Origin of the sequence: Larkinella punicea (assembly GCF_003334855.1) — a bacterium.
In the GTDB taxonomy this organism is placed as follows: domain Bacteria; phylum Bacteroidota; class Bacteroidia; order Cytophagales; family Spirosomataceae; genus Larkinella; species Larkinella punicea.
In genome coordinates this window covers 266850-290471 of sequence record NZ_QOWE01000001.1, presented here as the reverse complement: position 1 = coordinate 290471, position 23622 = coordinate 266850, and the positions used below count along the sequence as shown (strand labels likewise).

Annotated in this window: 14 protein-coding genes; 4 read left to right on the top strand and 10 right to left on the bottom strand. The window is 55.1% G+C overall.

Annotated features, from left to right (window positions below; genetic code table 11):
* Positions 1-79 precede the first annotated feature (79 nt).
* From DUE52_RS01075 to DUE52_RS01065, 3 genes are all read left to right on the top strand, one after another.
* On the top strand, positions 80-2344 hold the full coding sequence (locus tag DUE52_RS01075) for a T9SS type A sorting domain-containing protein (protein ID WP_114404244.1): 2265 nt from the start codon (positions 80-82) through the stop codon (positions 2342-2344).
* 48 nt (positions 2345-2392) lie between these two features.
* Positions 2393-3322: a D-2-hydroxyacid dehydrogenase gene (locus tag DUE52_RS01070; protein ID WP_114404084.1), complete on the top strand. Its 930-nt coding sequence runs from the start codon at positions 2393-2395 to the stop codon at positions 3320-3322.
* A gap of 108 nt (positions 3323-3430) precedes the next feature.
* A complete protein-coding gene (locus DUE52_RS01065; protein ID WP_114404083.1) occupies positions 3431-4456 on the top strand; it encodes a glycoside hydrolase family 43 protein in 1026 nt (341 codons plus the stop codon).
* A gap of 14 nt (positions 4457-4470) precedes the next feature.
* Here DUE52_RS01065 and DUE52_RS01060 read toward each other — a convergent pair whose 3' ends face one another.
* The 3 genes from DUE52_RS01060 to DUE52_RS01050 are packed head-to-tail and all read right to left on the bottom strand — an operon-like array spanning position 4471 to position 7854.
* A complete protein-coding gene (locus DUE52_RS01060) occupies positions 4471-4758 on the bottom strand; it encodes a UBP-type zinc finger domain-containing protein (protein WP_114404082.1) in 288 nt (95 codons plus the stop codon).
* Between the two features lie 39 nt (positions 4759-4797).
* Positions 4798-6459: an NAD(P)/FAD-dependent oxidoreductase gene (locus DUE52_RS01055; RefSeq protein ID WP_114404081.1), complete on the bottom strand. Its 1662-nt coding sequence runs from the start codon at positions 6457-6459 to the stop codon at positions 4798-4800.
* A gap of 3 nt (positions 6460-6462) precedes the next feature.
* Complete coding sequence (locus DUE52_RS01050; RefSeq protein ID WP_114404080.1) at positions 6463-7854, bottom strand: sensor histidine kinase; 1392 nt, start codon at positions 7852-7854, stop codon at positions 6463-6465.
* A 120-nt stretch (positions 7855-7974) separates the two neighbouring features.
* Between DUE52_RS01050 and DUE52_RS01045 the strand changes: the two genes are divergently transcribed.
* Positions 7975-9837 carry an outer membrane protein assembly factor BamB family protein gene (locus DUE52_RS01045; RefSeq protein WP_114404243.1) on the top strand — a complete coding sequence of 621 codons (1863 nt, stop codon included), beginning with the start codon at positions 7975-7977 and terminating at the stop codon, positions 9835-9837.
* A gap of 61 nt (positions 9838-9898) precedes the next feature.
* On the opposite strand, the gene DUE52_RS01040 is transcribed toward DUE52_RS01045, so the two are convergent.
* The 7 genes from DUE52_RS01040 to DUE52_RS01010 all read right to left on the bottom strand — a co-directional run bounded on the left by DUE52_RS01040 (position 9899) and on the right by DUE52_RS01010 (position 23582).
* Positions 9899-14128 carry a caspase family protein gene (locus DUE52_RS01040; protein ID WP_114404079.1) on the bottom strand — a complete coding sequence of 1410 codons (4230 nt, stop codon included), beginning with the start codon at positions 14126-14128 and terminating at the stop codon, positions 9899-9901.
* A gap of 213 nt (positions 14129-14341) precedes the next feature.
* Positions 14342-15421, bottom strand: coding sequence for a DNA polymerase IV (gene dinB, locus DUE52_RS01035; RefSeq protein WP_114404078.1), 1080 nt, complete (start codon positions 15419-15421; stop codon positions 14342-14344).
* 118 nt (positions 15422-15539) lie between these two features.
* Positions 15540-16736, bottom strand: a complete 1197-nt coding sequence (locus DUE52_RS01030) for a serine hydrolase domain-containing protein (RefSeq protein WP_165840838.1) — start codon at positions 16734-16736, stop codon at positions 15540-15542.
* 10 nt (positions 16737-16746) lie between these two features.
* On the bottom strand, positions 16747-17364 hold the full coding sequence (locus tag DUE52_RS01025) for a hypothetical protein (RefSeq protein WP_114404076.1): 618 nt from the start codon (positions 17362-17364) through the stop codon (positions 16747-16749).
* A 147-nt stretch (positions 17365-17511) separates the two neighbouring features.
* Positions 17512-18276, bottom strand: coding sequence for a LytTR family DNA-binding domain-containing protein (locus tag DUE52_RS01020; RefSeq protein ID WP_133299738.1), 765 nt, complete (start codon positions 18274-18276; stop codon positions 17512-17514).
* Between the two features lie 199 nt (positions 18277-18475).
* Positions 18476-19978, bottom strand: a complete 1503-nt coding sequence (locus DUE52_RS01015) for a SusD/RagB family nutrient-binding outer membrane lipoprotein (RefSeq protein ID WP_114404074.1) — start codon at positions 19976-19978, stop codon at positions 18476-18478.
* A gap of 25 nt (positions 19979-20003) precedes the next feature.
* Complete coding sequence (locus DUE52_RS01010; protein ID WP_114404073.1) at positions 20004-23582, bottom strand: SusC/RagA family TonB-linked outer membrane protein; 3579 nt, start codon at positions 23580-23582, stop codon at positions 20004-20006.
* Between the last annotated feature and the right edge of the window lie 40 nt (positions 23583-23622).

The following is a 23622-nucleotide window of genomic DNA, read 5'->3' as shown; positions in this document are numbered from 1 at the left end:
GTTATGAGTCTGTTCGTTATCAGTTAACCGCACGACCTCCTAGTCGGCCGCTTTCACGCGGTTAATGAGCCAAAGTTACATGAAAAAGCTGTTTACCGTACTTTGTTTTCTGATTCTTCAAATCGCCCAGGCTCAAACCGGCGGTTCTTTTTCCTTCCGCTATGAGGCCGGGGCCACCGTCAAAATCGTGGGCCGGAACCTGGCTAATCCGTGGGCGGGCGGCATCAACGGGGCGCAATATTCTACCCTTCACCTCAACACCGATACGGTTGAAGACCTGGTGGTATACGACCGGCAGACCAGTCGGATTATGACATTTGTGGCTGAAAGACAGGCTGATGCGAGCTACGTCTGGCGGTATGCTCCGCAGTATGAGGAACAGTTTCCGGCCATTACGTTCGGCACCTGGATGCTGTTGGCCGACTATGACCACGACGGCAAAAAAGACCTCTTTACACACACCAACGGCGGGCTTCGGATTCTGCAAAACACCTCGGCAAACGGCCAATTGTCGTGGAAAACCATTGCCGACCCGGTTTATCACGAAGGACTTTCCGGCACGCTGAATTTGTACATCAACTCGGTCGATATTCCGGCGATTCTGGATGTCGACAACGATGGCGACATCGACATTCTGACCTACGACATCAACGGGGGAACGGCGAATCTGTACCAGAACATGAGCGTTGAGCGGAAAAACGATCCCAATGGCTTGGATTTCAAGCGAATCGGGTTTTGTTGGGGCAATTTTAAGAGCGACGATCACTGCGACGAATTCATTTTCGGACTGGATTGTATCTACGTCGGCAACGAAACCGGGGGCGACAATTCGGGTGCGCGGGTGAAGCACAACGGAAATTCCATGCTTGTGATCGACCTCGACGGCGATGGCAACAAAGACTTGCTGACGGCCCACGTCACCTGTCCCAACGTTTCGATGCTGACTAACGTCGGCGGCAACGGTGCTTCGGCCCGTTTCATCACGTCGACCAGCCGCTTTCCGGCGGTTACCCCGATCTCCTTCGATATTTTTCCGGCCCTCTACGCCGAAGACCTTGATTTTGATGGGATTAAAGACCTTGTCGCGTCGCCCAATACGTATGGAAATGAAGGCAACCTGATCGATTACCGGGCGTCCAACTGGTTCTATAAAAATGCCGGAACCAATAAACTGCCCAATTTTCAGTACGTCAGCAAAAGCTTTTTGCAGGAAGACATGATTGATTTGGGCGAAGGGGCAACCCCGGTTCTGGCCGATCTCGACGGCGACGGCGACATGGACTTGCTGGTGGGCAACGCGGGTGTTCGGGCCGCGAATGGCTACCGGGCCAGCATCGCGCATTTCGAAAATACCGGCACTAAAAGTAAACCGGTTTTTGAGTTGCGGACCACGGACTACCTGAAACTTTCGGAGCAATTTCTGTTGACCGATCTGAAAGTGGCCGTGGCCGACATCGACGGCAACAACAGCTTCGACCTGGTTTTCACCGGCAATTCGATCAACCGCGCACCGGAAATCCGGTACATTCTGAATCAGGCTGGCCGGGGTGCGGCTTTTCAACTTGACCCGACCAAGGTGCAGCAAATCCCGACGCCCGACCGGCTGGGCGTGATCGATATGCCGACCTGGTATGACGTGGATCGGGACGGAAAAACCGACTTGCTGATCGGAAAGCAAAATGGAACCATTGAGTATCACCGCAATACCGGCACGACAACCGCTCCCAAATACGAACTTCAGCAACAGAATTACGGCCAAATCAACGTGGTGCCCGGCGCGACCAGCCCCTCTATTGTCGTCATCGACCTCAATGGCGACCAGCGCCCCGAACTGCTGACCGGCACCCGCGACGGAAGCCTGCGACTCTATCAACTGCCGGAAAAACCTACCGACAAAATGGTATTGCTGGACTCCACGCTGGTGATCAACGAGATTACCCAGACCACGGACAAGGCCACGCCCGGTGCCAATCTGGTCCTGACGGCTGCCGATCTGAACGACGACGGTTTGGCGGATGTGCTGGCCGGAACCAGCACCGGTGGGGTTCGGTATCTCCGCAACACGTCGGAAAAAGTGATCATCACCGGTCTTGAAGACGAAGAAGCAAAGCTGCCGTGGGTGTATCCGAGTCCGACCGACCGGTTTTTGCGGGTAAAATCGCCCAACAACGGCGTCGTTCAGGTCATGAATCTGCTCGGCCAACCCGTGACGGCCCGGCTGGCAGTGCAGGCACATACCGAGGCTACGCTGGATTTGGGAACCCTGCCGATTGGCGTTTATTTGATCCGGTTGATGCGAGAGGGGCAACCCGTTCGGCACCAGAAGGTAGTTTTGTCGAAGTAAAAAAGGGGGATTGATTACTTTTACCCTCATACACCTAACACCGCTGGCATGATTGTTTTTGTAAACACCCCCTTGAATGAGTCCGATAAAGCGTATTTCCGTGCGCAATTGCCTGATAACTATGAAGTAATCTTCAAAAAAGACCTTCCCGAAGGCGAACAGCCAGCGGCTTTTCAACGCGCCGACCTGGTGCTGGGAAACCCGCCCCTGGCCTGGTTTTCGGGCGGTACCAGTCTGAAATGGTGGCAGTTAGATTCAGCGGGGTTCGACGGGTATAAAAATATTCAACTCAGTGCGCCAGTGACGAATATGGGCGATTATTTTGCCTGGCCCTGCGCCGAAACGATTGTGGCCGGAATTATCGCGTTTTACCGGGATATTCACGGACTGGCCGTGTTGCAAACGCAGAAGAAATGGGTGGGTGTACCGCTGCGGTTTAAACTGGGATTACTCAAAAACAAGAAAGTGATCATTCTGGGATCGGGAACCATCGGGCAAGCCGTCCGGCAAATGCTGACCGGTTTTCAGTGCGAGGTTAAATTCCTGGCCCGAACCAATCCGGAAGCCGAACTGCACACGCCCGAAGAACTGAAAGCCGCCCTGCCCGAAACTGATCTGGTGGTCAATTGCTTACCCGGAACGGCCAAAGGCTTTTTCTCGGCCGAACTGATTGCGGCTATGAAAACCGGCAGTGTTTATGCCAACATTGGCCGGGGCAGCACGACCGACGAAAAGGCTCTGATCGACGCCCTGCAAAGTGGACAATTAGCCGGTGCGGTGCTGGACGTCACCGAAGTGGAACCGCTTCCGCTCGACAACCCGCTGTGGGAGATGTCCAACGTGATTCTGACGCAGCACACGGGCGGAGGGCAGGCGACGGAAGACAAAGGTAAAGTCGACCTGTTTTTTCAGAATCTGAACCGGTTTATCAACGGAAAACCGCTGGAAAACCAGGTTGAGTTGTCGAAAGGGTATTGATAAAAATGCCCCTAAATCCCGAAACGTCGGCCCGGCCTGAAGGGGACTTTCTGCATCCGGATGTGGTTGCGTCCAAATCCCCTGAAGGGGATTTAGGGGTTTCGTCTCATGAAAAAAGCATTCTTCCTTTTACTCTTATTTTCTGCTTCGCTGGCCTTCGGGCAAACGTTGTCCAATCCGTTGTTGCCATCGGGGGCCGACCCGTGGAGCATTCACAAAGACGGTTTTTATTACTACACGCACACCACCGGGCGCAACCTGACGCTCTGGAAAACGCGTTCGCTGGCGGATTTGAAAACCGCTGAGAAGAAAATCGTCTGGACACCTCCGGCATCGGGGATGTATTCCAAAGAAATCTGGGCACCCGAACTGCATTTTATCCGGGGGAAATGGTACCTGATTTTTGCCGCCGATGACGGCAAAAACCGCAACCACCGCCTGTGGGTGCTGGAAAACGAATCTGCCGACCCCTTGCTGGGCACCTGGACGATGAAAGGCCAGATTAAAACACCCGATGACAAATGGGCGATCGACGGGTCGGTTTTTGAGCACAAAGGTAAACTGTACCTGACTTGGTCGGGCTGGGAAGGGGACGAAAATGGACAACAGGACATTTACCTGTGCCAGATGGAAAACCCCTGGACGGCAACGGGCAAGCGTGTCCGAATTTCGTCGCCGACCTTCGCCTGGGAAGTAGATGGCAAAATTCCCAGGCCGGGACCTGACGACAAACCAGTCGTGCTCGTCAACGAAGGGCCGCAACCCCTGGCGCACGGCAACCGCCTGTTTGTGGTGTTTTCGGCCAGCGGTTGCTGGACCGACAGTTATGCCCTGGGGATGCTGTATGTTGATGGTGACAAAGACCTGATGGACACCCGGAACTGGACCAAACTGAATCAGCCGGTTTTCAAAGCCGTGAACGTTTCGGGAACGCATGCCGCCGGTCACAACTCCTTTTTCAAATCACCCGACGGCACGGAAGACTGGATTCTGTATCACGCCAACCCCGATCCGGGGCAGGGTTGCGGAGGACACCGCTCGCCGAGGGCGCAGAAATTTACGTGGACATCCGACGGAATGCCGCAGTTTGGCCAGCCGCTCGCGCTTGACGTGACTTTGCCGGTTCCGAAATAATGTAATCACAGCCTTCAGGCTGTGGGTAAGATATAGGGCATAATCTGCTCATCGACAAAGCACCACAGCCACGACTCGCCGGGTTCGGCCGAGGCAATAACCGGGTGATTGGTGGCGTAAAAGTGTTTGGTCGCGTGTTGGTTGGGCGACGAATCGCAGCAGTGCGTCTGCCCACAGGTCTGGCAGGTCCGCAGATGTACCCAACGATCACCGGTTTTGACGCATTCCACGCAAACCGCCGGACGATCCGGTAGTATAACGGATTCAACAGCAAGGAGATGGGAGCAGGCTTTTTGTCTCATGGTAAAGAAAAATCAGTCGTCGGATTTCCGGCAACGGAACTAGGTTTCGGCTAAATATTTATGAACAAAACTGACCGCCATCGCCCCTTCGCCCACCGCCGACGCCACGCGGTTCATGGCGCCGGCGCGTACGTCGCCCGCGGCAAAAATGCCTACGCTGCACGTTTCGAGCAGGAACGGATCGCGGTCTAACTTCCAGAATTCTTTGTAATCGTCGTACCTTGCAAGGTCGCGGCCCGTTTCAATGAAGCCTTTGGGATCCTTGATAATGTTCATTTGGATCCAGTCGGTATACGGTTTGGTACCGATGAAAATGAACAAGGCGCTGGCCGGAACCTTCGTTCGCTCCTGAGTTTGCAGGTCCTCCAGGATCAGGCATTCCAGGTGCGATTCACCCAGCCCTTCGGCAATGGCGGTGCAGGGATGGACGTGAATATTCGGCGTTTTTTCGATCTGGTCGATCAGATACTGCGACATGGTGGCCGTCAGATCAGGACGCCGGATGATGATGTGGACGTCGGAAGCCATTCGGGAAAGGTACATGGCACCCTGCCCGGCCGAATTGCCCCCGCCCACGACGTAAACCGGTTTGCCCTTGAAAGCGTAGGCTTCGGTGGTCGCTGCGCCGTAATACACCCCCGCGCCCGTCAGTTTATCCAGCCCCGGACAGTCCAGTTTGTGATAAGCAACGCCCGTACTCAGCACAATACTCCGGGCTACCACCTCGCTTCCGTCGCTCAGCTCGATGTGTTTGTACTGGCCTTTCGGTTTGATGGCAACCACCTCGTGCGGAGCCAGAAACTCGACCCCGAAGCGGGTGGCCTGCGTAATGGCCCGTCGGGCCAGTTCGGAACCGCTCAGCCCCGACGGGAAACCGAGGTAATTCTCAATCCGTGAACTGGTTCCGGCCTGACCACCGGGCGCACGTTTGTCGATCAGAATGGCCCGAAGCCCTTCCGATCCGGCGTAAACGGCGGCCGCCAAACCGGCCGGCCCCGCACCAATAATCGCCAGATCATACAGCGATTGGGTGGCTTTGGCACTCAGTCCCAGCATTTCACCAACGGCAGGCATCGACGGCTGCTTCAAAACCGCACCATTTTCCAGCAAGACCGCAGGCAACTCTTTCGGCTGAATACCGTGTAAGTCAGCCAGTCGTTTGGCCTCCGGATTCGTTTCAAAATCAAGCCATTGGTACGGAAACAGGTTGCCCGCCAGAAAGTCTTTCAACTCGTGCGTCTGGGGTGAAAACTGATACCCGATCAGCTTGAGTCCTTCAAACGGCGGGCGGTAATTCGACTGCCAGTCGCTCAGCAATTCGTCCAGAATCGGGTACAGTTTTTCTGTGGGCGGGTCCCAGGGTTTGTTCAGGTAGTAATCCAGTTGAACGTCGTTGATGGCCCGGATGGCGGCTTCAATGTCGGAATAGGCCGTCAGCAACACCGTTTTAGCGTTGGGAAACGTCTTGCGGGCTTTGAGCAGAAAGTCGACGCCCAGCATTTCCGGCATCCGCTGATCGGACAGAAACAGGGCTACTTCCTCGTTTTTCTTCTTCAGTTCAACCAGCGTCTCCAGGGCTTCGCTGGCGGAGTTGGTGGCCAGAATCTTGTAATTTTTCCGGTATTGCTGCCGTAAATCCCGCTGGATGGCCTGCAAAACCGCCTGATCGTCGTCAATGGCAAGGATGATGGGGAGTTTCATGCGTTAGGATGTAATGGGCAGACAGACTTTGAATTCGGTTCTTCCCGGTTTGGAGTTGACGTAAATCCGGCCATTGTGGTGACGGACAATGCCCTGGACGATGTCGAGGCCGAGCCCGGTTCCTTTGCCAATGGCTTTGGTGGTATAAAACGGATCGAAAATATGGTCGAGGTGTTCGGCCGGAATCCCCGAGCCATCGTCGATCACGCGAATCAGTTCAAATTCGTGGTCCACTTCGCCGGTTATCTGCAACTGACCGCCGTTGGGCATGGCGTCGATGGCGTTGTCGATCAGGTTGGTCCAGATCTGGTTCAGTTCGCTGGGATAGGCTTCGATCTGCGGCAAATCGTCCGGGATCGTAACCTCAACCTGAATACTTTTTTCTTTCAGTTTATGTTTCAGCAAAACAAGCGTGCTGTCGATGCCTTCGCGCAGGTGAATGCATTCCCGACCGGTTCCGCGATCCATGTGCGTATACGACTTGATGGCATTTACCAGAATGGCAATGCGTTTGGATGCTTCCTCGATGTCGGTGACCAGCCGCTCCGTCACCAGATTATTGACCAGCCAGTTCAAAACCGTGGCCCGGTTATCCGGTGCAACGTCCACCAGGAGGGTGTCCAGATCGTCGGTCGTGAAGCCAAAATCAACCAGCGATTCGGTCAGCTCGCTGCCATCCGCCACGTCGTTATCGTCAAACCAGTCGAGCAGTTCATCTTCCAGGCTGCTGCGTTCCATCAGCGACAACCGCTTTCCCTCCGCCGGACCCTGGGTTTTGCGGAAGAGCAGGTTGCTGACCCGGTCGACCATCTCGTCGGTGACCCGGAGCGCCATCACGTCCTTAAACCGTTGGGGGGTGTTGTGCAAATGTGATTTCAGCGTGTCGGAACTCCGGACAATGGCCGAAACCGGGTTGTTCAGCTCGTGGGCCAGCCCCGCCGACATTCGTCCCAGCGCCATCATTTTATCGTTCTGCTGTAACTGCCGTGTCGTTTCGCGCACCCGGGTGGTCATGACATGCACCAGCGTTTCGGTCAGTTCGAATTGCGTCTGAATCATTTCGCGGAAGTGGTCGCGGTGCAGGGCCAAAACCGCCGTTGGGCCGATGGTTTGCCAAAAGGCCACGGATTCTACCATCCGCGAAAACGGCAGGACGCCCTCCAGCGAACCATCTTCCGACACCCGCAATTCCTGCTGCTGCCCTTGCTGGATGAGGTAAAACCGGATGTGACCTTTCAGGACAATCAAAAAATGATCGGTCGGGTCGCCGGGCTTGTAAATCATGGCATCAGCCGGATACTCGCGGCATTCCGAGCGATCGACCAGCCAGAGGAGCTGTTCGTCCGGCACACCCGTAAATCTCGGATTGTTTTTCAGTTCGGTCAGGCAATCCATGAAAAAGCGGTTTGAGAATCAAAAGATAAGCAATCGGCGGTTATTTTCCATAACTGAACTTCCCGCCGATCGGTTTCATCCCGCGTCTTGTTTCTGGTTTTGTCGGTTGTAATTTGCGGTATGAAGTATCTCGCCCTCCTGCTGGTTTCCCTGCTCGGGTTAAAACCGGCACTCACCCAACCCATCCGGTTTGCGTTTGTAACCGACACCCACGTGGGCGCACCCGCCACCGCTGCCGACGATTTGCAGCGAACCGTCAACGACATCAATGCCCAGGCCGACCTTGATTTTGCGGTTTTTACGGGCGATGTCACCGATTTTGGCTCGGAGGAAGAATTCCAAATTGCCAAACAAATTCTGGATGGACTGAACAAGAAGTGGTATATCTTCCCAGGTAATCACGACACGAAATGGTCGGAGAACGGCTGCAATAGCTTCCGGAAGGTGTTTGGAGCGGAGCGGTTTTCCTTCACGTTTGGCAAATACCGGTTTATTGGCTGCGGCAGTGGCCCCAACATGCGGATGTCGCCGGGGCTGGTGGCCCGCGAAGACGTGCTGTGGCTCCGGACTGAGGTCGAGAAACTGAAGGGTTCCGACCAGCCGGTTATTTTTATGAACCACTATCCACTCGATGAGTCGCTGGAAAACTGGTATTTGCTGATTGACGAACTCAAGAAAACCAACGTTCAGGCGGCTTTCTGCGGACATGGACACGCCAACCGCGAACTTAATTTTGAAGGCATTCCGGGAACGATGGGCCGTTCCAACCTGCGGGCGAAGGATCAAGTGGGCGGATACAACATCGTCACGATGCAGAACGACACCATGACGTTTGCCGAACGGACGCCCGGCCTGGCAACAAAAACCGTCTGGCGAACCATCGTGCTGGAAAACCATCACTTCAGTCAGCAACCAGCCAAAAGCTATCCCCGTCCCGACTATAGCATGAACGAGCAATACGCCAGCGTAAAACCGGTTTGGGCCAAACAGGACAGCAGCGATATTGGCGCGGGTATCGTTGAAAGCGACGGTTTTTGCATCTATCCCAACACCAGCGGGCAGATCGTGGCACTCTCCACGGCTGACGGAGCGGTGCGCTGGCGGTTTGCCACGGGCGGAAAAGTCTATTCAACTCCGGCCATTCGCAAAAACCGGGTCGTGGTCGCTTCGACCGACGGCACGATCTATTGCCTCGACAAACGCAGCGGCACCCTGCTCTGGAAGCAGGAAACCGGCCAACCCATCGTGGCGTCGCCCGTCATGGATCGGAACACGGTTTTTATTGGTAGTTCCGAAGGGAAATTCCGGGCGTTGTCGCTGGCGGATGGCTCGGTACGCTGGACGTTCACGGGCGTCAAAGGCTTTGTGGAATCGGTGCCGGTGGTCGACAAAAAGCGCGTGTATTTTGGTTCGTGGGGCTCGTCGTTGTATGCCCTGAACCGGAAAACCGGCGATTCGGTCTGGCGGTGGACCAACGGGAAAATGCGCAATTTCTCGCCCGCAGCCTGTGTGCCGGTTCTGGTCAAAAACCGCCTGTTCATCCAGACGCCCGACCGCACCGTGACGGCCATCGACGCCGAAACCGGGAAGGAAATCTGGAAAGCCAGCCAGCACAAAGGCTTCGAGTCGATGGGCGTGTCGGAAGACCGTTCGCTGATTTACGTCAAGTGTATGCAGGATTCCGTTTGGGCCATTCCGACGAACTCGGCCAATGGGCAAGGCGCGTGGTTTGTCAATTGTCAGTATGGCTACGAAATCAGTCCGGGGCCGCTGACCGAGCGCGACAGACTGATTTACGTGCCGACCGACGAAGGTGCGCTGTACGTCATCGACCGCCAGAACCGTAAACTGGTCTGGTCTCACAAGCTGTCGAATGCCATGCTCAACCGCGTTTGGCCGTTGAAAAACCGCCGGGTACTGGTGACGACGATGGACGGAAAGATTGCGTTGTTGTCTAACCCTGTCAGCGGTCGAAGACCCTGACAGGGTTAGACAACAACGCAATCTTTAGTTTGGTCCCGGTTTTGCTAAAAAAGAACCGCTTTCAGGGTCTTCGACCGCTGACGGGGTTCTTTTTTAGCAAAACCGGGATCGCGGCCTGTCGGTTGTCTTCCAGGCCCATTCCGGCAACGGCCAGCTCATAGGCATCCACAATCGACAGCCCCGAACCCAGGGCCTGATAAAATGTCGCCGAAAAAGCAATCGCAGCTTCGTCGCCAATCGAACGTTGCATCCCGATCACGTACGGAATGTGTTGGCCGATGGCGCGGGCCTGCGTTTCGGAGTAACAGGCATTCAAGAGCACGCACTGCACCGAGTCGTCGAAAACCGCAAAAAGTCGACCCAAAGCCTCGGCACTGACGGTTTTCAACTGCCCGCTTTCCGTTTCCAGACACAGCCCTTGATCGGTGCCGTGGCCGGAAAAATGCACAATAGTCGGTTTTTCCTGCAAAATAGAGCGCGTCAACGTGCGGGGAGTAACGGCCAGGCTGGTGGAAAACAGAATCCCGTCGCTCCCCCGCAGTTCCTCCTGAATCTCGCGGGCTTCGGCACCCAGCCGCAGCGGTTCGTGGGTCATGGGGTTGGCCGAAAGAAATAAAATTCGTTTCCAGGCTTTCGTGTCGGGCGTGGGAACGGCCAAATCGTCACTGCTGATCAGTACTTCTTTTTCGAGCACATCCAGATCTCTGGAGCGGTTTCCGAGGTGAACTGTAATCTGAAGCAGCAACGGATGGCGACCGGCTTTGAGCGGGCGCACAAAAAACTTCCATTGGGTGTCGTCGCCGGTCCAGATTTCCTGCCGCTCGGTGCTGATCGTGGTAATTTTGAAATACTCCCCACCCGAACTATCGACCAGCCGAACACTCATTTCGTTGCCGATGATAATGTCCTGATGAACACTGCCTTCGCTGATCTTCAACAAGGCAGCTTCTACTTCCTTCCCCGCAATCCGCACCGTGCAGGTCGTTTGCGAATTCACCTTCATGGAACCGGGGATGTCATAATCAAGCTGGCCTTCGCGAAGCGGAGAATGCGTGGGTTTGGCTTCAGCCGGGCTAGTGACCGGCGGAGCGGGCGGGGGCATAAAAGCAGGTGAAGGAATGTGCGACGACCTGGAAGGGGCCGTTTCATATTCGACATTTTCCAGGTTGATGGTAATCCGGTTTGCCCCCCGGACTTTCTCCGGTGCCGCCGAACCAATTACTGTCCTGGGTTGTGACTGGGGCTTTTGGTTTTCTGACGCCACTACCTGTCCCCGACCACTGAGGGGGAAAAAAAAGTCCTCGCCCCGGCTCTGGTTCAGGGGCTGCGCAAGGTCCGGGTGTTTAGCGAGAACAACGTTGATGCGTTCCATGAACTTCATCGCCACCTGCTGATAACCGTCGCTGTTCGGGTGAATTTCGTCATACCACTGGTCGGGCCGGACGGTTTTGCGGAGGTCGAGGTAGGAAACATTTTCGAAGGCTTCGGCCACCGTTTTGATCCGGCTGTTGAACTCGTCCAGAATAAATTGAATCGTGGCAAATCGGTCCTCCTGCCGATTGATGCCTATTTCGATCATATAGCGGCCCAGCCAGCCTTTGTTGGTCACTTGCAACGGAATCACGTAGTCGTAGCCATGCACCAGAATCTGAAGGTTCGGTTTATAGATTTTCAGGTGGCCAAACATCGCTTTGTACAGGTCGCGCAGCGCATCCAGTTCGGCGAATACCTTGTCATTCAGAAACCGACGCGGATTCTGGCCCGGTGGTTCGCTCATATCCGGATTTGCTTTCAGAAATGTGCGGAACTGGTCGCCGAGGATGTCGTTGCCGCCCCCGCTGATGAGAAAAAAGGCCGGATTCTGTTCGTCGATGGCATCGAGGTATTCACCGGTTTTCTGGTAATTCCGGAGCGTATCGCCCGCGGCTGCCACGCAATAGATGGCGAACGCCCGCGAGAGGTGGTCGATGGTGTCGGTCACGAGCGGATGCTGAAACCACGAATCGCCCTCCGAAACCAGCCGGACGCGGTTGGGGAAACGTTTGGTTACCTGCGCATACTGCCGGTTGCGCAACCGGTTGGCCAGCGTGTTGGCCGCAGCCAGACCCAGGTCGCTAATCAGCCCGCGTTCGTCCAGGTGCGCCGAATCCAGCACTTCAATGTCCGGTTTGAGCTGGTAATCGGTTTCCCAGTTCGTTCCCGGATGGGCATCGAAATAGATCCCCAACGCAAAGGGTGTTGTAACCGGATCGTGGAGCATCGCGTTGAGTTCAGTATCCAGAATCACATTGGGCTCCGGATTGACCAGCTTCAGGGTATACGACTGCGTTGTCCAGCCCGTCAGTTGAATCGAACGGTCATCGGTTGCAAAACTGCCCCGATTGCCACCCCGGTTTTCATCGCCGGGCAGGGGCGGGTCGGGCAGGGTTGCCAGCGTCAGTGCCTGTGGATCGAACTCATCCGTGCTAACAATCAGTTTGATGTGTTCCAAACGGGTTGGCCAGTTGTAAAACCGCATCGTGTCCTGCAACGTGGCGGGCAGGTAATCCTGTCTGTTCAAACCCAGACAAACCGAATTGCCCGGTTCCAGCAAATACGCTTTGGGGTTCAGAAAACCGGTGAACGATTCAAACGTAGACGAGAGATATAGGGCCGAGCAGTACATCGAACGCTGGTTGCTGACGGGATTGGTGATCTTGACCTGAAGGTTGCTTTGCCAACGGCCATTGGCCTGTTTTTCATAGTGAATCGGAAGGAGGTCATTTTCCGGAAAAATCGCCGTTGTTTGCCCGTCTGCCCCGATCCGGGCAAATTCCACCGTCAGCGGTTTTCCCGGTAGCTGGTTGGTGCCCGAATTGGTCAGGTTGTTCATAAATTCCCAGCGGGACAGGTGTTTCAACTGTTCCACCAGTTCCGGGATGGCCGTTTCGGATGCGGTTTCAATCACGTTCGTCAGCGGGCGGTAAGGGTCATTGGGGTAGGTGATGTAATAGCGACCATCCTGATCGTGAACCACATACTTCGCCAACTCTTCCCGTTCTTCGGTCACAATAAGTCCTCCGCTTTCGTTGGAGAGCTTGTCGAGCAGTGTTTGCTGGTCTTCCAGCAAACCGCCCCTGTTTTTGAGGGTAATGGGCAGCGGAAGCATCATCAGGCCGTCGATGGTGGCCTGAAAAACCGCATTCTGGTTCAGGTTGACCGACGGCTCGAACCGCAATTGCGTCGAGTCGACCCGAATGAGGCCCGGTTGGGCGGAGTATTTCTGGCCGGGGTCGTCGGGATTGAAAACCGTGATGGTTTTGGTTTCCATCGTAATGCCGTGAATCGCGCCCAGGTTCAACTGCCAGCCGGTTTTTCGGTTGTAGGTCACCTCGCCAATGGCCGATTGCCCCCGTTGGCCCGGCCGGTTGAGAAAGGTGGTATGCAGCAGCGAATCATCCCCGTTGGCGACGTAAATGCGCGGTTTTTGCTCGTACACATTCCGCAGATATTGCCGGACCCGGCTCCGCAGCGTGTAGTAGCTCAGGTCGCCCGCCGACGCTCGCAAAACCGTCAGCAGCGTTTTGGTAAAAACACCTTCACCGCTGACCTCTACCGCCGATTCGTCGGATTCGCAGGCCGATAACTGGACGTGCGTTCCTTCGGGCAAGGCAACCGCATCGCCCTGCTGCCGGATCGTATCCGCAGCAATCGTCTGTCCGAAAATAAACTGCTCCCAGGGACGTTTGGCGAAGGCAAATGGGATGCGTTTTTCGCGGGGGGCTTCGTCTTTGAACACGGTTTGCACCAGCGCCCCGTTGCGGGTATTGTCGCCCGAATGACAGCAGTCAAAAATGGTAACGACATGCGGTTTTTTTGCCGAAAGTTGCTGGATAAGATACCGTAATTCCTTGTCTGCCAGTAGAAAGTCGGAAGCGGTTTGTTCGTCATAATGACAGGCCAGGCACTCCAGCCGGCCATCGGTTTCGTGCTTCCAGACCGTCGGATCGGCCCATTCCTGCGTGCCGTGTCCAGAGAAATAGAACAGGGCTACATCACCTTCTTTCGCCTGTCCCAAATGCTCACGAAAAGCACTGACAACGCTGGCCTTGTCGGCTTTCCTGTCCTGCAATAATAAAACGTGCGGTTCAAAAGCGGGATCGTTTTTGAGGTAGCGCTGCACCTTGAGGGCATCCATGACGCATCCGCCGAGGGCCGGAAACCGGATTTGCCCCTGCAAAATCAGATCAGCCCGGTAGTCGTTGATGCCCACGATCAGGGCGTAGAGTTTTGGTTTAGGAGTCGTGTTCATGGTTGAGGTAGGGAGAAGGGCCGGGAAGACCGGTCGGATTTTTGGAAAAATCGGGGATGAGGTACGCTTTTACAGCCGGTTCAAAACCGAATATAATTTAGGCGAAACAATCTGTACAGAAAGCGATCTATTTATCGAACGGCGAAAATAAAAGGACGAATTCCAGTATTCGGAAGAATGGCGCTTTTTGCCCGGTTTCAGTCCCGTCGGCGGCTAAAATGGAAGCACCAATTGCTGGCCGGATGGCTGGTCGGAAGCGTCGAGGTTGGAGAGTGAAATGCCCAATAGCCGGACGCCTTTGGAAAGGGGAAAAAGTGACGTGAGCAATTCGACGCCGATGCGATCCAGAAAAGTTTTCTGGGAAACCGGCCCCAGCGTGGTTCGGCTGCGGGTAATTTGCTCAAAATCGGCAAATTTTACTTTCAGCGTAACCGTGCGCCCCACCACCTGAATGCGTTCGCACAACCGCCAGACCGAGTCGAGCAGGGGTTGTAAACCCGCCAGAAGGTCGGCTTCGGTGGTTAAATCCCGGTCGAAGGTCGTTTCCGACCCAATCGATTTCCGAAGCCGGTCGGGCGTCACGGGCCGGTTGTCGATGGCGCGGGCGATGGTGTAATAATAACTGCCCGCTTTTCCAAAATGCTGTTTCAGGAAGGCTTCGGACTGTTGCCGTAAGTCCCAGCCGGTAAAAATACCAAGCTGGTTGAGCCTGGCGGCCGTGACGCGGCCAATGCCGTGGAATTGCCCGACGGTCAGGGTTTCGACAAACGCCAGACCCTGCGACGGTTTGATCACATACTGACCGTTGGGTTTGCGATAATCGGAGGCCAGTTTGGCCAGAAACTTGTTGTACGAAATCCCGGCAGAAGCCGTCAGTTGCGTTTTTTGCAGGATTTTTGCCCGGATTTCCTCCGCGATCTGCGTGGCTGAAGGCATGTTTTTTAAGTTATCCGTCACATCCAGATAGGCTTCGTCCAGCGATAAGGGTTCGATCAGGGGTGTATATTCCGCAAAAATGGCGCGGATTTCGCTGGAAACGGCCTTGTAGACATCGAAGCGGGGTTTGACAAAAATCAGGTCGGGACATTTGCGGAGGGCAACCGACGACGCCATCGCGGAACGAACGCCAAATTGCCGGGCTTCATAACTGGCCGCTGCCACGACGCCCCGCTGGCGCGATCCGCCGACGGCCACGGGTTTCTGGCGCAACGCAGGATTGTCGCGCTGCTCCACCGATGCGTAAAACGCATCCATGTCGATGTGGATGATTTTTCGGTTTGCGGGCTGCTCCACGGAACAAACTAACGGTTTTTTCTAACCATAGCCTAAACCGTAACGTTCCCCACTGCCTGCTGAATTGATGGAGTGGCAACTCCTTTCTGCGCAACCTCCTCCAAAACCCGTGAACACCTTACCGAAACACCGTTTCCAGCATGCCATTGATGGCTTCCGGCGACGAAACCAGCGGGTCGATTTGCCCGTAGTTGCCGTTGACGCCGTAGACCACCGTCGTTTTTTGTTGCGGGAAATAGAGCATGTTGGCGTAATAACCAATGGCGTCTCCGCTGTGGGTATACGCGATTCCGTAGGGCGTTTCAATCCTGAAAAATCCCAGACCGGCGGCTGTTTTGTAGGTTTCCGGTTCCTGTTTGAGCGGTTCTTTCCACTGCATGGCTTCGGCCAGCGTGGCCGGTTTGAGTAGCTTACCGTCGAACAAGGTGCGCAGAAAAACCGCCATGTCGTGCGGATTGGAAATCAGTCCGCCATCGGCCGTGTAATAATCCCAGCCGCTGTAATACGTGCTTTCCACCACATTCAGATCATTGTACAGATCGACGTAACCCCGGATAATGGTTTTCGGAACCGGGTTTCGGGCGGCAAACTGCGTGCTGGTCAGGTGCAACGGGCGAAAGATTTTTTCTTCAAATACCTGATAAAAAGGCTTCTGTGTGATCTGCTCGATGAGCATTCCCAGCAAAATGTAATTGGTGTTGGAATACCGCATGTCGGCTCCCGGCGCGAAATAGGCCTTCTTCCCGTTCGCATACGCCAGCAATTCGCCGGGCGACCATTCTTTCTTCAGGTCATTCAACGAAGCCGTCTGGAATTGCAGATTCTGGATGTAATTATACAGCCCGCTTGAGTGATTCAGGAGTTGGCGAACGGTCACTTTCGTGCCATTGTCGAGCTTGCTGAGCACCGAATTCGGCAGGTATTTACTAACGGCATCATCCAGTGACAGAAGTCCTTCGTCGTAAAGCATCAAAACCGTCACGGCGGTGAACGTTTTCACGGTGCTGCCGACGCGGGTGATGTTGCATTTCTGCAAGGGAATCTGGTTGTAGAGGTCGGCCATCCCGGCGGCTCCCAGCCATTCGCCGTTGACTGGGTCCTGAACGGACAATATAATCCCCGGTACGCCCCGACTGACTTTCTGATCGAGCAGGGCCTGAAAACGGCTCCGTTTGGGGTGCGTGTCGCTCTGGTCGTTGAAATCGACGGAACAGGCGAAGGTAGCCGGGGCAATGACTTCGGAGTGCGTGCAACTCAACAGGAAGGCCAGCAGGAAAAGGGGGAAGGTTCTGAGTAAATGGGTGGTTGTGTTCATGGGTGTGGGGTTAACGAAAGGGGAAAAATTCATACCCAACCGCCAGATTGGTGTGCGTCATGAGGGGGATGAAATCCGGGGAAAACGGATATTCGATCCAGGGTTGATACTGCACAAAAAGCCGGGGAGACCGGGGGCTGTTGGGACGAAGCCGCAACCCGATTTCCAGCGGAACGGAAAGCAGGAGGTGGGGCGTCCCCCGGTCTTTTTTCAGGACGTAACGCCCATCTTCCAGCCGGAATTCGTCCTGCGTTCGGAACGTATGCAGATAGCCGATGCCGAGCCCGATGGAGGCATACAGTGAAAGCGGCAATTGCCGTTCGTAGCGGAAATCCGTGCCCAGAAAAATACCCTGCGCTACTTCTTTGTGATGGTAATACCCGGCGGTTAGACCCTGAACCAGGCGGGATTTTGACCGTCGTTTCAACGCCCACTCGGTCCCGATCGACACGCCGGGATGGAGCGGTTTGGTGACCAGCCCGTCGGCAAAAGGAATGGACGTGCTTTCGGAAAAAAGGGTCAGGCGAACGGGGAGCGAACCGCTCGTTTTCTGGGCTAAAACCGGGCTGGCGGCTCCCAGAAAGCCAGCCCATAGAAGCGCCTTCAGGAAGGCCGGGTACTGTTTCATGTGCGAATGTGGATGTTGTTTACAGTCGGGCAGTTCGGAACGGGATGTCTGAATTGCGCTGCAAAAATACCGGTCTGATGGCGCACAGCGGGTGTTTTGGCGGGAGAATGGAACCCAAACCGGCAAAATAGCCGCTGAAACGGACGGCTATTTCCCCAGCCAGGTCAGAAAAACCGTGGCCCGGTCTTTCGAGACATACACCGCTTCCGGAATAGGCGGGCAGAGCGTCACGAGGAGTTTTCGGGTGGGCGTCTGTTCGACGGACTCGATGCTGCGAATCTGGGCGATGACCTGGCGATTCAGCTTGAAAAACCGGGTGGCATCGACCTTCTCCATAACCTCGTCCAGCGTTTCCCACACCACAAATTTTTCCTGTCGGATGCTGACCAGATAAACCACTTTTTCGAGGATGATAAAGTAGGCGATGTCATCCATCAACACCGGTTTTTGGGTGTGTCCCGTGCTGACCAGAAACGACGGTGCCGTCTGCGGTTTTTCCAAAACCGGAAGCGTGACCGGCTGGGCGGGAGTAGGCAGGGAAACCAGCGAATGCAGCATGTTCAGCAGCAACAAAAACGTGGCGGAGAGGGGTAATTCGGCCAGAAAAATGGAGCTAAAATTCGGGCTCAATTGCAGGAAAAACCGGACGTAAACGACCTCCAGAAACACCAGAACAAGCAGGGGGATTGCAATGCCCCAAAGCACCTGCCACCGGATCCGGTTCTGGCGGTCGGTGGTCCAGGGGTATTTTTGATTGAGTTTTTCCGTCACCCGGTTCAAGTACCAGCCTATGGCAAAAGTATAAGCCAGGGCGAACAGCACATCGGTGTAGAAACTCGGCAGCCGGATTCGCTCGCGGAACGGCGTATCGTTTGTCACCAGCACCACGGTCAATGCGATGAGGAGATACACCAGCCATACCCATCGTTTCCTGTGAAAAACCGCGTTCAATTTCCGGAGCTGTTAACCTGAACGCAAAGATAAAAAGGGTTTTTGAGAGTAAAGAGTAGAGACAAGAGAGTAGAGAAGACAAGAGAGCATAGACAAGAGAGTAAAGACGTTTCGTGCAGTCTTTATTCTCTTGTCTATGCTCTTTACGCTCAAAGAAAAATTACCGCTTATCCCACCAGACTTTGCTCAAATACGTGTCGCCGTTGGCCATTCTCGACGAGGCCTCGTTGTAGTTGGTGGCATTCCGGAGCCGCTCGGTGCTTGAGTAAACGCCCCGGCGCGGAATCTGGCCGTTGGTCGTGCCGGGATTCGGACCGGGTTTCAGTTTGGGGTAGCCCGTGCGTCGCCATTCGGCGTAGGCTTCGTAGTGCCGCATGAATAGGCTGATCCACTTCTGGTTCATGATCTGCTCCAACTGCTGCTCCTCAGTGCCCGTCAGTTTGCCTTCCCGGCTCAGGTATTCCGTAATGGCGGTTTCGGCAATGGCATACGGCTGAATCTGCATTGTGGCCCGGATGCCGGCCTGATAAAAACCTTCAGCCTGTGCCGGCGTCAAACCGCCCCAGCCCAGCAAAGCAGCTTCGGCCTTGAAAAACAGGTTGTCGGAATACGCCAGAAAAACGTACGGAAAGGTGGCTTTCCGGTCGTTGTAAATAGCAATGGTGCCGTACGAATAGTCGTCGCGGTTGATGATGACACTGCCGCCCAAGGCAACCCCCAGACCCCGGTAAACGGGTTTTCCGGCTTTCTTGGAGTTCTCGGTTGGCTCGGCGATGCGGGGCAGACGCGGGTCATTTTTGGCGAGCAGAACGTCGATGAACGGAGCGGCCAGTTGGTTCAGCTCTTTACTGCTGTTGTAACCGCCGATGGTCGGGTGGTAGCCAAACGGATTGCCGTCCTGTGTCACCGTCGGCATGGCCCCGTTGTCGGCGTTGCTTTCGATCAAAGGCGCTTTCAGGGCCTCTTCGACGGTTTTACGCGCCAGAGCCGCATCGGCAAAACGAAGCCGCATGCCCATCCGGAGTTTCAGCGAGTTGGCAAACTTCCGCCATTTGGTGACATCGCCCTTGTACACAAAATCCGCGTTGCCATACGACACATCCGTGGCCGTCAGTTGGGCGACAGCCGCATCCAACTCCGTGATGAGGGATTTGTAAATGTCTTCCTGCTTGTCATATTTCGGCAGCAGAATCAGGTTGTCGTCGGGCAAACCGGCCTGGGTATACGGAATATCGCCCCAGAAATCGGTCATGCGTTGCCAGAAATAGATTTCCGTGATCTTGGCAATGGCCAGTTTCGTCCGGCCGGTGGGCGTAGCTTCCTGGCCTTTCAAAAGTTGATTCCGAATCTGCGACAGGTTCTTGATCAGTTCGTAATGGGCGGTCCAGTTGTTGGTTTCGTAAATATCGCGGTCTTCGAGATACTGCGAAGGGGCCGACAACGAGCCGCTGGCCCACTGCTGCACCCACGAACCGACCTGCCACCAGTTGGTGCCGTCGGCCAGAAAACCGCTGAGTTGCGCCTGCGAATACAGGTACTCAGCCGGAACGCTGCGGGGCTGGGTGGGGGAGATGTTGATTTCCTCGAAGTTATTGGTACAGGCTGATGCCGTAAGGAGCAAACCCAGTACCGAAAGGCGTATTTTTTTAGAGAATCGTTTCATGATTGTGATGCCGTTTGGGTTCCGATCAGAAGTTCAGGTTGAGGTCTACACCAATGGTTCGCAGCAGCGGGAGCGAGTGTTGTTCCATGCCCATCGTGCCGGAGTTGACGTTGATGGATGAATTTTCCGGCGAAAAACCGTCGGTATGCCGTTCGATGTAGCCCAGGTTCCGGCCATACAAAGCCAGTGAAGCGCCCCGAACCACCTTGTTGTTTTTGAGAATGGCCGACGGAAGCTGGTAGGAAAGCCGTAATTCCCGGATCGCAATGTAGCTGGCGTCGTACAGGAATTCTTCGGCGACGGCAAAACCCTTGTCCGAAGCTACCCGGTTCCAGTAGGCCTGCGCCGTCACCGGAATGTCGTTGGCCTGGCCCGTGCTGATCCACTGGTTGCCTTCCCGGCGTGCTTTCACCCCGGCGGCAATCAAACCGCCTTCGCGTCCTTCCAGCGTCCGTTTAGACGTACCGTAAGCAGCTTCCTGCACGCGTCCCTGCGAGAAAATCTGACCACCCTGCCGGATGTCGATTAAGCCGCTCAGCGATAAGCCTTTGTACGAGAAGGTGTTGGTAAAACCACCGATCCATTTGGGCGTAGCGTTGCCGATGGCCACGGTTCCGATGCTCTGCACAATGGGAAGGCCTTTATCGTCGATCAGCCGGTTGCCGTTGGCGTCTTTTAGCCAGGCATAATCGGCGGCTTTCAACTGGCCGTAGGGTTGTCCCGGTGCCGCGACGACCCGGATGTTGCGGTCGGAACCGACCACGATTTCGTTCACGCCGTCGATCAGTTCAAGCACTTTGTTGCGGTTGGCGGAGAAGTTAAAACCCGCATCCCACGTAAACCCGTTTGCCAGTTTGATGGGCGTTCCGGCAATCAGGAATTCGATCCCTTTATTCTCAATCCGGCCGGCATTGGTGAGTTTGCTGCTGTAACCCGTTGATTGCGAGATGACAATCGGCAAAATCTGGTTGCTCGTTACGGAATGATAATACGTAAAATCCAGGTTCAGGCGGTTTTTGAAAAATCGTAACTCGGCCCCGGCTTCGTACGACGTTTTCAGTTCGTTTTTCAGGTTCGGGTCCACAATCGTGCTGGTGTAGGTTGCCAGCGGCTGGTTCAGGAACGTATTGGCATTCAGACCGTAATAGCCGGTGGTCGAATACGGATCGCCCGAACGGCCGGCCTGCGCGTAGGAAGCCCGGAGTTTGAAGTAATCCAGCGCCGGAATGTTCAGCGGAATGGCATCCGTTACGGCCCAGCTCAACCCCACGGATGGGTAGAAAAACGAGCTGTTGGAGATTGGCAAGGTCGACGACCAGTCATTTCGCGCCGACACGTCGAGGAACAGGTAATTGCGGAAGCCGACGCTGGCCTGCCCATATACCGAGTTGATGATGGACTCGGAAACCCCCAGCCGGGGCGTATTCAACACCGTCCGACCCACGGCATACAAGCCCGGAATGCTCAATTGCGTGCCGGTATTGCCCGTAATCCGGTATTTGTTGCTCAGGTGATTCGCCCCAAAGTTGGCGTTGATCGAAAATTCGCCGACTTCTTTGTTGATCATCAGCAAGGCGTCCACGTTTTCGGTTTTGCTAAACTCTACATTCTCAAACACATCGCCGGTTTGCGAGATCCGCGTTCCGACGGCTTTCCAGCCATACTGGCGCTCGTAATACAAATCCGTTCCGTAGCGCACCTGCAGGTTGACGCCTTTTATGAACTCGTAATTCAGCTTGGCGTAGGCGATGATGCGATCGCGGGTGTCCTCGTTGTGCGTGTTGTTGATGGTCCAGAACGGGTTGGACGTCACGGAGTTGCTTTCAAAGATTTTCTCACCGCCGACAAAATACCCGTTGCCGCCGAGGTCCTGCGAATAGCGAATGTCCTTGGCCGAGTAGGCATACCGCTTCAGACCGTCCATGTTCAGACTGCGGGGAACGTACAAAAACCGGTAAACCGGGTTCAGACCGTCGTCACCCACATAGGGACGGTTGTTGACAAACTGGTTGACGTAATTGACTTTCGTGTCCAGGTTCAGTCCTTTGGCAATATCCGCCGAGAGTTTCACCGTCACCGAGTTACGGTTCAGCTTGTTGGTGGGCGTAAAGCCGTCGTTGGTCAGGTTGGTCAGCGAAAAATAATAGTTCACTTTCTCACCCCCGCCATCGACGCTCACGGTATTCATGGCCTGTTTTTCCGGACGGAAAAAAGCCGAATAGGGGTCAGTAATGGGCGAATAGCTCACCGTATCACCCCACATGTCTTCGATGGTTTGACCCTGCATTTTAGGACCCCAGCTTCCGCGTGTCGTCGGGTTCCGGCCCGCACTGAGTTTGGGCACACCGCCCGTTAACGCGGCATTGAAAGGCACAACGACGCCGTTGGCCTGCCGGTAAAACGTAAACTGTCCGTTGTAACCCTGTCCGTATTCGTTCTGGTAATCCGGTTTGACGAGCGCGTTACCGACGGAATAACTGCCGCTGTATTGAATGGAAGGCCGCCGGTTGCGCCGACCCGATTTGGTCGTGATGATCACCACCCCGTTGGCGCCCAACTGACCGTATAAAGCCGCACCGTTGGGGCCTTTCAGGATGGTCATGGATTCGATGTCGTTGGGGTTGATGTTGGAAATACCGTCACCGCCGTCCAGACCGCCCTGCAACTGAAACGAGCTGATGGCCCGGCGGTTGGAATTGTCGATGGGAACGCCGTCGATCACGTATAAAGGCTGCGAGTTGCCCGACAGTGACGAGTTGCCCCGAATCACGATCCGCGACGAACCGGCCATCCCGCCCGCCGACGAAGTGACCTGAACCCCCGACACTTTTCCGGACAACGCCGTTCCCAGGTTCGTCACATTCGCCTGCGCCAGGTCGGTGCCCTTGATTTCACCGGCGGCATAGGTCAGCGCTTTTTTCTCACGTTTGATCCCCAATGCCGTGACAACCACTTCGTTCAGCGTCTGGTCACCAGGCAGTAAACGAACCGTAAGGACACTCTGGGTGCCTACGGTAATTTCCTGTTTGGCATAGCCCACGAAGCTGAAAACCAGCACCGCATTGCCATCGGCCACATTGAGTTTGAAAGCCCCCTGCGCGTCGGTGGTCGTTCCCTGCGTGGTGCCTTTGACGGTGATGCTGACGCCGGGTAGGCCCTCACCTTTGTCGTCGGAAACCGTTCCCGAAACCGCCTGATCCACGGCTGCGGTGGCGGGTTCGATGGGTTGCAGGTCGCTGGTCTTGCCTTTGGTCAGAATGATGCGGTTTTCGGTTACTTCATACGTGATGCCGAGGGGCGCAAACAGGCGTTCCAGCACACCGGACAGCAGTTCATTGGTCGCGGTCACGGAAAGGTCGTGGTCGACCCGGATGTTTTGCGGGATGTAAACAAATTTGACCTGGGCCTGCTTTTCAATCGTGGCCAAAACCTGTTTCAGCGATTTGTTTTTCAGTTGTAAACTGACGCGCTGGCTAAGCAATTCTTTCGTGGCCTGATCCGGGTTGAACGAAAAACCGGCGTGGCTGACTGTGATCAGCAGGAGCAGGTACGTCATCCGACGGAGGTAAGACCCAAACGGTCGGGTTGGTAGTCGTTTTTTCATGGTTTATAAACTAAAGGTGTCGCATTGGTACTGATTAAGG